This window comes from Pseudolysinimonas sp., from assembly GCF_031389465.1.
GTDB lineage: Bacteria > Actinomycetota > Actinomycetes > Actinomycetales > Microbacteriaceae > Pseudolysinimonas_A.
Window position 1 is genome coordinate 1 of record NZ_JANMSQ010000112.1, and the last position, 9,716, is coordinate 9,716.

Consider the following 9,716-nt stretch of genomic DNA (forward strand, 5'->3'; position numbering starts at 1 on the left):
GTACTCCACCGACGCCCAGTCGCTGGCGGACCGGGAGGAGCAGGAGCCGCATCCGTTCGGCGCGTTGGTGCGCCAGCAGCGGGGTGCGCCCACGATCGGTGTCGGGTAGCCGTCTGGCTTGGCCGGGGCGACCCCGAACACTCGCGCGCCGACGAACCGGTGCAGGTCTTCGCCCGAGTTGAATGCCTCGATGAGCCCCTGATCTTCGGAGAGGTGCGCCATGATGCGCATCTCGATCTGCGAATAGTCCGCGGTGAGCAGAGTGTCGAAACCGACGCCCGGTACGAAAGCCGTGCGCACCTCCCGACCGACCTCGGTCTTGATCGGGATGTTCTGCAGGTTCGGGTCGTTCGAAGCCAACCGTCCGGTTGCCGAGCCGACCTGCTCGTAGTTGGTGTGCACCCGTCCGTCAGGGCCGAGTCCCTTCTGCAGGGTCTCGACGATCTGCTTGATCTTCGTCGCGTCTCGGTGTTGCAGCAGGAGCTCGAGGAACGGATGCGGGTGCAGGTCTTGGAGGTCTTGCAGCGACTGCGCGTCGGTGGAGAAGCCCGTCTTGTTCGACCGGGTCTTCGGCATGCCCAACTGATCGAAGAGCACCTCTTGCAGCTGCTTCGGCGACCCGAGGTTCACCTCGCGACCGATCTCGGAGTACGCCTGGGTCGCGATATCGGCCGCCCGGGTTCCGAGCCGCTCGTTGAGCCCCGCAAGCACCGGGGCGGCCACCGTGATGCCCTGCACCTCCATCCGCGCAAGGACCGGGCCCAGCGGCACTTCGATGTCGTGCAGCACGCGCAGCGACCCGGCGTCGAGTCGCCCGGCCAGTTCGACCGCGAGTCGGCGCACGAACCACGCCTCGCTCGCCGGGCTCAGCGCCTCGGTTTCGGGCACCAGCTGATTCGGGTCGGGCTGCGGGAGGTTCTCGCCGAGGTAGTAGTACACGAGCGACGCGAGCGTCTCGGACTTCTGCGACGGGCGTAGCAGCCAGGCCTGCAGAGCGGGATCGAGGTCGACTCCGCCGAGTTCCACACCGGCTGCCGCGAGCGCCTTGCCCTGCCGTTTCGCGTCGTACACGTGCTTCGGCGCAGGGCCGGCGAGCCAGGAGCTGAGCACGGAGTCACCCCACGGCACCCACGCCGAATCGGACTCCCCCGAGATGCCGACTCCATCGACGCTGCCGTTGAGCAGCGCGACCCGCACGCCGAGCGGGGCGGTGCCGCCGTCGGAGTGCTTCGCGAGCCAGGCCTCGAGGTCGACGCCCGCGGGCGTCTGCACGGGCGGCAGCTGGCTCGTCACCGCGCCGCCATCCGTCAGTTGCGCCTCGTCGGTGACCCCTTCGATCTTCAGCAGCCGCTCGAGGAGAGCCTTGAACTGCAGCCGACCGAACAGATCGCGCACGGCCTCGACATTCATCGGCTTGCGGGCCAAGTCGACGGGGGCGAGCGGCAGCTCCATGTCGGTAACGAGCCGGTTGAGGCGGCGATTGCGGATGGCGCGGTCCTGCTGGTCGCGAAGGTAGCCGCCCACGACGCCGGTGATCTCGTCGGCGTGCGCCAGAAGGTTGTCGACAGTTCCGTACTGCTTGATCCACTTCACAGCCGTCTTCTCGCCGACCTTGTCGATGCCGATGAGGTTGTCACTCGTCTCGCCGACCAGAGCCGCGATTTCGGGGTACTGCTCAGGCTCGATGCCGTACTTCTCGAACACCGCATCCCGGTCGTACCGTTTCAACTCCGATACCCCGCGGGCGTTCGGGTAGAGCAGCGTGATGTCGTCATTGACCAGCTGGATCGTGTCACGGTCGCCCGAGGTCACGAGCACGTGGAAGCCAGCTGCGGCCCCGCGCGTGGCGAGAGTGGCGATGATGTCGTCGGCTTCGAAATTGTCGACCTCGATGGTCGGGATGTTCATCGCCGCGAGCGCCTCCTGCAGCAGCGGGATCTGCCCCTTGAACTCCGCGGGTGTCTCGCCCCGGGTGCCCTTGTACTCGGGATACTCGGCGGTTCGGAACGAGACGCGCGACTTGTCGAAGGCCACCGCGAGGTGGCTAGGGCGTTCGTTCTGCAGGAGCAGATTCAGCATGGAGAGAAAGCCGTGGATCGCATTGGTGTACTGCCCGTCACGGGTGACGAAACTGTCGACCGGGAGGGCGTAGAACGCGCGGAACGCGAGTGAGTGGCCGTCGATGAGCAGGAGCGTAGGCTTTTTCGAGTCCGGCACGCGCGTAAGCCTAGCCGCCGCATCCGACAGCCCTGGAGGGCATCCACGTGACCCAGTACCCCGCCGATCTGCCCCCCGAACTGCTCGCCCGCTTCTCGAACAACGGCGGAGCGCTGCCGGTCAAGATGGGGATCGAATACGACATCCTCGGGGCTGACTACTCGGTCGCCCGGATGCCCGTCGAAGGCAACACGCAGGTCGTCGGCATCCTGCACGGTGGTGCCCACGTCGTGCTCGGTGAGTCGCTGGGATCGCTCTCGTCGGCCATCCACGGTGGGCCTGACTACGTCGCCGTCGGGATCGAGATCAACGCGACCCACTCGCGATCGGTCGACTCGGGGTGGGTGACCGGAACCTGCCGCGCCATCTCGCTCGGCCGCACGCTGTGCACTCACGAGATCGTCATCACCGACGACGCCGGCAACCGCCTGTCTACCGTGCGGATGACGAACTTCCTGAAGAAGATCCGCTAGCCCCCTCCGTTATTGAGGAACGGCGGCGTAGATTCGGCGAGACCCGACGAGCAGCAGCGATCCCAACAAGATGATCGCGGCGCCGATGCCCAGAATGAGCGGCGAATCAGCGTCCCATCCGGTCTCGGCGAGTTCTGCGGGTCCAGCGGTTCCCGTGGGAGTGGTCTCCGTGGGTGTCGTCGACGATGTCCGCAAGCAGGTCGTACCACTGTCGATGACGTTGTTGTCGAGCGTGACAGCGCCCGCATTCGTAGCTCCGGCGAACAGTTGTCCCTCGATCTCTGCTCCGTTCAGGGCAGAGATCGACGTCGCCGCCAAGATCGTGCCGACGACGGTGGAGTTGGTGCCGAGCGTCGCAGAACTCCCGACCTGCCAGTAGACGTTGCAGGCCTGAACACCCCCGATGATCTGTACGACGCTGCCCGACTCGATGGTCAGTGCGCCGGTCGAGGCCTGGAAGATGAACACGTCGTCAGCTGACCCGAAGAGCGTGATCGTGCCGTCCAGAAGCAGATCGCTCGCGGAGAAGTACACCCCCGCCAGGTAGGGCGTCACTCTAGCCGCAAGATTCGTCGTACCCACCGTCTCCGTCGCTCCGGTGTTCGCGAGGATCACGTAAGCCGTGTTGAGGTCGGCGTCGGCAATGATCGAGACAGTGTCGGAGATGTGGATGTCTCCGCTCACCTGAACCGGCAGCAGTTCGACGACCGTTCCGGGATCGAGCGCCACGTCGCCGACGACGACCGTTTCGTTCGTCGCGGTCTCGGTGATGGTGTCGGACGCGATGATCGCGAAAACCTCGGCCGTGCCGAGGAAGTCGTCATCGCCCGGTTCGGCGGCGTGGGCCGTGAGCGGGCCAGCGAACGCGACGAGCCCGACGGTGAGGAGTGCCGCGAGTGCAATCGAGATCGGTGCGACGCGTGGCTGCATCAGCTGGTTGGACATGTTGATCCTGCCTTCTTGGTGAATCGTCGACCCGTGTCGGGGCTGGTGAGGCTCGGGCGCGGCGATTGTGGATACTTCAGCCCGAGACGGCCTCCGCCGCCCGCTCGCTCGACCGCCATCGAACGTCTGGGCATGCCGGAGGGCTGACTTTCGGTTCCAGGCCACCACATCGGGCTGCCAACGGCGGCACGGCAAACGGGACACGAGTCGACCGAGTGGTGTGTGACAACACCTTCAACGATCGCAAAGCCGCTCATGAGATTCCCCCTCGAATCGGCGCAGACGCACCATTCGCCGCCGAGGTCTAGAGCAACTTAGCCGCATCGTACACCGTGAACTCGCGACTTGCGCTGCCCTTGCGCTGCGCTTGCGCGCTCAGTTCAGCAGCTATCGAGAGCGCCTTCGCGACATCCATTCACCTGCTCGCCGACCTGGGCGCGCAGACTACTTCTTCCGCGCAGACTACTTTTTGGGCGCGAGCTGTTCGATGATCGCCTGGGCGACGTCGTGCATGGTGAGGCGCCGGTCCATCGAGGCTTTCTGGATCCAGCGGAACGCTTCAGGCTCAGACAGGCCCATCTTCTCGTTGAGCAGACCCTTCGCCCGGTCGACGAGCTTGCGGGTCTCGAAGCGTTCGACCATGTCGGCGACTTCGGCTTCGAGGGTCACGATCTGCTGGTAGCGGCTGAGAGCGATCTCGATCGCCGGCAGGAGGTCGTTGGGCGTGAACGGCTTCACCACGTACGCCATTGCGCCGGCCTCGGTCGCGCGCTCGACGAGTTCCTTCTGACTGAATGCGGTCAGGAGAACGACGGGGGCGATGTGGTTCTTCGCAAGACGTTCGGCCGCCGAGATGCCGTCGAGCTGCGGCATCTTCACGTCCATCACGACGAGGTCGGGTTTGAGCTCCGTTGCGAGTTGCACGGCGGTTTCGCCATCGCCCGCTTCGCCGACTACCTCGAACCCGTTGTCACGAAGAATCTCGACGATGTCCATGCGGATGAGCGACTCGTCTTCCGCGACGACGACGCGGCGCGGTGCGGCCGGCGTTTCGGTGGCATCACTCACGGATCGAGCCTACGGTACGTTGAGGATGTGCCGTGCGCCTCGAACGCACGTGCGCCGGATTGGCGGAATGGCAGACGCGACCGACTCAAAATCGGTTGTCCGAAAGGACGTGTGGGTTCAAGTCCCACATCCGGTACCCAGGGAAGTAAGAGGGTCACCCGTGGGTTGAACCCCGCATGAGCGACTTCGCCCGCCTGGCCGAGCACATCGGCGCCACCAACACCGTCACCATTGTCACTACCCGCGCCAGCGGTGACGAGATCGCGACTCCGATCTGGGCCGTCGCCGTCGACGGTGTTCCGTACGTGCGGTCGGCGTACGGCCAGAAGGCCGCGTGGAACCGCCGAGCCCGCGCGGGCCGTCCCGTAGCCTTCACACTTGCCGACGGACGTAACGCCGAACGCGATGCGGTGGGTGCCCTGAAAGACCCGCGGCTCGCCGTTACCGTTGTTCAGGTGGCCGCCGACGCTCCAGAGCAGGACGCAGTGGATGCGGCGTTCCGCGCCAAGTACGGGCACACCCCGCACATCGGCTCGGTGGTGAGCGACGACGCCCGAGCCCTCACGCTTCGGGTCGAAGCGGTCTAGGTGTCGCGCGGCGCGAACCGCGGGCCCAGGTAGCCGTCGCGGTCGACGGTCTCGCTCCACATCGCGGCAGGCCGCACCCACAGCCGTTCGTCGCCCTCACGGTGGTAGACGACGAACGGCTCCTCGGATTCGCTGTGGGTCGCGGTTCCCACGACGACGTACACGGTGCCCTTGAAGTGGCGGTAACGGCCTGGTCGGATGTCAGCAGGTGCCTCGCGACGCGTCGCGTCAGTCAGCGTGCTTTCCCGACTCCCAGACGGGACGCTTCGGCTTGAGCGCCGATCCGACGACGTGCACGCGCATGTCGTTCGTCGAGCCCGGGATTCCAGGAGGGGAACCCGAGATCACGACGACCTTGTCGCCCTCCTCCGCGAGTCCCTCGCCGAGCAACACCTTGTCGACCTGCCCGTACATCGCGTCGGTGTGATCGACGCGGTCCACGAGGAAGGACTCGATACCCCAGGTGAGGCTCATCCGGCGACGGATCGCCTCATCCGGGGTGAATGCCTTCATCGGGATGCGAAACCGCAGTCGCGACATACGGCGCGCCGAGTCTCCCGACTCGGTGAAGACGCAGACGTACTTCGCGTCGACGAAGTCGGCGACTTCGGCGGCAGCGAGCGTGATCGCGCCACCCTGAGTCCGCGGCTTGGTTCCGAGCGGCGGGATGCGCTCGAGCCCGTGGTCTTCGGTCGAGGCGATGATGCGCGCCATGGTCTGAACCGTGACGACCGGGTACTTGCCCACGCTCGTTTCGCCGGACAGCATGACCGCGTCGGCGCCGTCGAGCACGGCGTTGGCGACGTCGGATGCCTCGGCACGAGTCGGCACCGGGTTGTCGGTCATCGACTCGAGCATCTGGGTCGCCACGATGACCGGCTTAGCCATCCGGCGGGAGAGCTCGATCGTGCGCTTCTGCACGATCGGCACCGCCTCGAGCGGTAGCTCGACGGCGAGGTCGCCGCGCGCGACCATGATGCCGTCGAACGCGTCGATGATCTCCTCGAGGTTGTCGACCGCCTGCGGCTTCTCGATCTTTGCGATGACCGGCACGCGACGGCCCTCTTCGGCCATGATCTCGTGTACCCGCGTCACATCGGCCGCGTTGCGCACGAAGGAGAGCGCGATGTAGTCGGCGCCGAGCTTGAGTCCCCAACGCAGGTCGTCTTCGTCCTTCTCCGACAGTGCAGGCACGTTGACCGCGACGCCCGGCAGGTTGATGCCCTTGTTGTTCGAGACCGCGCCGGCGACGACGCACTCGGTGACGACGCGAACGCCATCGGTAGAGAGCACCTTGACCTTCACCTTTCCGTCGTCAATCAATAGGAAGTCGCCAGCAGCGACATCCTGCGGCAGGCCCTTGAACGTCGTCCCGACGAGATCCTTCGTGCCGAGCACGTCCTCGGTCGTGATGGTCATGATGTCGCCGACTTCGAGCTGATGTGGGCCGTCGGCGAACTTGCCGAGCCGGATCTTCGGGCCTTGAAGGTCGACGAGCACCGCAACCGGCGCACCGAGATCCTCGGCGGCCTTGCGCACATTCGCGTAGACCTCGTTGTGCACCTCGTAGGTGCCGTGGCTGAGGTTCATCCGCGCGACGTTGACGCCGGCCTCGATGATCGCTCGCAGGGCTTCATAGCTGGATGTCGCCGGCCCGAGGGTGGCGACGATCTTGGCTCTTCTCATGGGGTAGCTGGGTTCCTTCAGTGGTGGCGGTGGTGAAGCGGGTGAAAACTAAACCGTGAGGGCCCGGTCGGTCGGGCGAACCGGGAAGGGCAGTTGCGTCTCGCCCTCGAGGTAGCGGTCGACGGCTGATGCGGCCGCACGACCTTCGGCGATCGCCCAGACGATGAGCGACTGTCCGCGCCCCGCGTCACCGGCGACGAACACGCCGGCTTCGCTGGTCGCATAGTCGTTGTCGCGCTCGACCGCTCCGTTCTCGACCGGGAGACGCAGCTGGCCGTGCAAGGTGTCGGTCTCGGGGCCGGTGAAGCCCATCGCGATGAGCACCAGGTCGACCGGGATCTCGCGCTCGGTGCCCGACTTCGGCACGCGGCGCCCGTCGAGGTACTCGGTTTCGGCAACGCGCAGGGCGCGCACCTCGCCGGCATCGTTGGCAAGAAACTCGACCGTCGACGCGAGGAACATCCGTTCCCCGCCCTCTTCGTGCGCACTCGAAATCTCAAACAGGGTCGGCGTGGTCGGCCACGGCTGATGCTCGGGACGCTCCGCCGGGGGCTGGGTGCCGATCGCGAGGTTCGTGACGCTCAGAGCGCCCTGACGGTGGGCGGTGCCGATGCAGTCGGCGCCCGTGTCGCCACCCCCGATGACGATGACGTGACGACCCTCGGCAGTGATCTGCGGACCGATCTGGTCGCCCGCGACGATCTTGTTCTGTTGCACGAGGTAGTCCATCGCGAAGTGCACACCGAGCAGGTCGCGGCCCGGGATCGGCAGATCGCGCGGCACCGTGGCACCGGTCGCGACCACGACGGCGTCGTAGCGCGAACGCAGGTCGTCCCAGGTGATGTCGACGCCGATGGCGACGCCTGCCCGGAAGCGCGTCCCCTCGGCCTGCATCTGGGCGAGCCGAGCATCCAGCCGCTTCTTTTCCATCTTGAAGTCGGGGATGCCGTAACGCAGCAGGCCGCCGATGCGGTCGTCGCGCTCGTAGACGGCAACGGTGTGGCCGGCACGAGTGAGCTGTTGGGCCGCCGCAAGTCCGGCGGGGCCCGATCCGACGACGGCGACCGTCTTGCCGGTCAGCCGCTCAGGCGGGTGCGGGGTGACCCAGCCGTTCGCCCACGCCTGGTCGATGATCGACACCTCGACCTGCTTGATCGTGACCGCCGGCTGGTTGATGCCGAGCACGCAACTCGCCTCGCACGGCGCCGGGCACAGCGTGCCGGTGAACTCCGGGAAGTTGTTGGTGGCGTGCAGTCGCTCGATTGCCTGCCGGCCCTCGCCGCGCCAGATCAGGTCGTTCCACTCCGGGATGAGGTTGCCCAGGGGGCAGCCCGAGTGGCAGAACGGGATGCCGCAATCCATGCAGCGCCCGGCCTGTCGCCGCAACTGGGTCGGGTCCTGGTTCTCGTAGACCTCTTTGAAGTCCATGATGCGCACCGGAACGGGACGACGCTTCGGTAGCTCGCGTTCCTGCGTCTTGAGGAAGCCCTTGGGGTCACCCACCGGTCACCTCCATGATGCGCGACCACACGACGTCGCCATCGGGGTCCAGACCTTCTTCGATCGCGTCCGCGCGCGTCTTGATGACCGCTGCGTAGTCACGGGGCATCACTTTCACGAACGCGGCCATCGTCGCTTCGGATTCGGCAAGCATCTTCGACGCGAGCACCGACTCCGTCTCGGCGACGTGCTTACTCAGCAGGTCGGTGAGAATCTCGACATCTGCACTGTCCAGCGGCATCAGCGACAGCTCCCCGTTCGCCAGGGCGTCGCGGTTGACCCGCTCGGGCCGGAGTTCGTAGACGTACGCCGTGCCGCCCGACATGCCAGCGCCGAGGTTGCGCCCGGTCGTTCCCAGGATCACCGCGAGGCCGCCGGTCATGTACTCGAGAGCGTGATCGCCGACGCCTTCGACGACAGCGGTCGCGCCGGAGTTGCGCACCAAGAACCGCTCCCCCACGACGCCGCGGATGAACATGCTGCCCTGGGTCGCGCCGTAGCCGAGCACGTTGCCGGCGATGACGTTGCGTTCGGCGGGGAAGACCGCCGCGCGCGGCGGGCGGAGGATGATCTGCCCTCCCGAAAGCCCCTTGCCGACGTAGTCGTTCGAGTCGCCTTCGAGCCGCAACGTAATGCCGTTGGGCATGAACGCGCCGAGCGACTGCCAGGCCGATCCGTTCATCGAGACCTGGATCGTGCCTTCCGGAAGCCCGTGCTCGCCATGTCGCTTCGTCACCTCGTGGCCGAGCATCGTGCCGACAGCACGCTCGGTGTTCTTCACCGGCAACTCGATCGTCACGGGCTGGCCGTGTTCGAGCGCGGCGGCGGCGCGGCGGATGAGCTCGACATCGAAGTGCTCGTCGAGGTCGTGCTTCTGCGCCACCCGGTTGCGGCGGGGCTCGTCGGCGGCGAATTCCGGGCCCACCAGGATCGGGCTCAGGTCGAGTCCGTCGGCCTTCCAGTGCTCGACGGCGCGGTCGACGTCCAGCAGGTCGGCGCGGCCGATCGCCTCGTCGAGCGACCGGAATCCGAGTTCCGCGAGGTACTCGCGCACCTCCTGGGCGAGGTACTCGAAGAAGGTCTCGATGAACTCCGGCTTGCCGGTGAACCGGGCTCGCAATTCGGGGTTCTGGGTCGCGACGCCCACGGGGCAGGTGTCGAGGTGGCAGACCCGCATCAAGATGCAGCCCGACACGACGAGCGGCGCGGTCGCGAAACCGTACTCCTCGGCTCCGAGCAG

Annotated in this window: 9 protein-coding genes and 1 tRNA gene; 3 read left to right on the forward strand and 7 right to left on the reverse strand. The window is 66.4% G+C overall.

Annotated features, from left to right (window positions below):
• On the reverse strand, positions 1-2,217 hold a 2,217-nt coding region (polA, locus tag RMO30_RS04315; RefSeq protein ID WP_309709976.1), incomplete at its 3' end, for a DNA polymerase I.
• 47 nt (positions 2,218-2,264) lie between these two features.
• On the opposite strand from polA, the gene RMO30_RS04320 reads away from it, so the two are divergent.
• Positions 2,265-2,690, forward strand: a complete 426-nt coding sequence (locus RMO30_RS04320) for a hotdog fold thioesterase (protein WP_309709979.1) — start codon at positions 2,265-2,267, stop codon at positions 2,688-2,690.
• Positions 2,691-2,699: 9 nt separating this feature from the next.
• Here RMO30_RS04320 and RMO30_RS04325 read toward each other — a convergent pair whose 3' ends face one another.
• Together RMO30_RS04325 and RMO30_RS04330 are read right to left on the reverse strand one after the other, a co-directional pair.
• Positions 2,700-3,635, reverse strand: a complete 936-nt coding sequence (locus RMO30_RS04325; RefSeq protein ID WP_309709981.1) for an ice-binding family protein — start codon at positions 3,633-3,635, stop codon at positions 2,700-2,702.
• A gap of 462 nt (positions 3,636-4,097) precedes the next feature.
• The gene (locus RMO30_RS04330) at positions 4,098-4,703 is read right to left on the reverse strand and encodes a response regulator (protein ID WP_309709984.1); all 606 of its coding nucleotides are present in this window, start codon (positions 4,701-4,703) and stop codon (positions 4,098-4,100) included.
• Positions 4,704-4,756: 53 nt separating this feature from the next.
• Between RMO30_RS04330 and RMO30_RS04335 the strand changes: the two genes are divergently transcribed.
• Together RMO30_RS04335 and RMO30_RS04340 are read left to right on the forward strand one after the other, a co-directional pair.
• A tRNA-Leu gene (locus tag RMO30_RS04335) sits at positions 4,757-4,839 on the forward strand.
• Between the two features lie 40 nt (positions 4,840-4,879).
• Complete coding sequence (locus RMO30_RS04340; RefSeq protein WP_309709987.1) at positions 4,880-5,290, forward strand: DUF2255 family protein; 411 nt, start codon at positions 4,880-4,882, stop codon at positions 5,288-5,290.
• Here RMO30_RS04340 and RMO30_RS04345 read toward each other — a convergent pair.
• The 4 genes from RMO30_RS04345 to RMO30_RS04360 all read right to left on the reverse strand — a co-directional run.
• Positions 5,287-5,619 (reverse strand): DUF1653 domain-containing protein, encoded by a 333-nt coding sequence (locus RMO30_RS04345; RefSeq protein ID WP_397427886.1) that lies wholly within the window; start codon positions 5,617-5,619, stop codon positions 5,287-5,289. The two genes, RMO30_RS04340 and RMO30_RS04345, sit on opposite strands and share 4 nt — an antisense overlap.
• Complete coding sequence (gene pyk, locus RMO30_RS04350) at positions 5,519-6,976, reverse strand: pyruvate kinase (RefSeq protein WP_309709989.1); 1,458 nt, start codon at positions 6,974-6,976, stop codon at positions 5,519-5,521. Before pyk ends, RMO30_RS04345 begins: the two co-directional genes overlap by 101 nt.
• A gap of 48 nt (positions 6,977-7,024) precedes the next feature.
• On the reverse strand, positions 7,025-8,479 hold the full coding sequence (locus RMO30_RS04355) for a glutamate synthase subunit beta (RefSeq protein WP_309709992.1): 1,455 nt from the start codon (positions 8,477-8,479) through the stop codon (positions 7,025-7,027).
• Positions 8,472-9,716, reverse strand: a 1,245-nt coding sequence (locus RMO30_RS04360; protein WP_309709994.1) for a glutamate synthase-related protein, incomplete at its 5' end; no start/stop codon positions are given. The genes RMO30_RS04355 and RMO30_RS04360, both read right to left, overlap by 8 nt.

Excerpts from the sequence above, each read along its gene's own strand:
- RMO30_RS04325 (WP_309709981.1), bottom strand. The coding sequence starts at position 3,635 with ATGTCCAACCAGCTGATGCAGCCACGCGTCGCACCGATCTCGATTGCA.
- RMO30_RS04340 (WP_309709987.1), top strand. The coding sequence starts at position 4,880 with ATGAGCGACTTCGCCCGCCTGGCCGAGCACATCGGCGCCACCAACACC.
- pyk (WP_309709989.1), bottom strand. The coding sequence starts at position 6,976 with ATGAGAAGAGCCAAGATCGTCGCCACCCTCGGGCCGGCGACATCCAGC.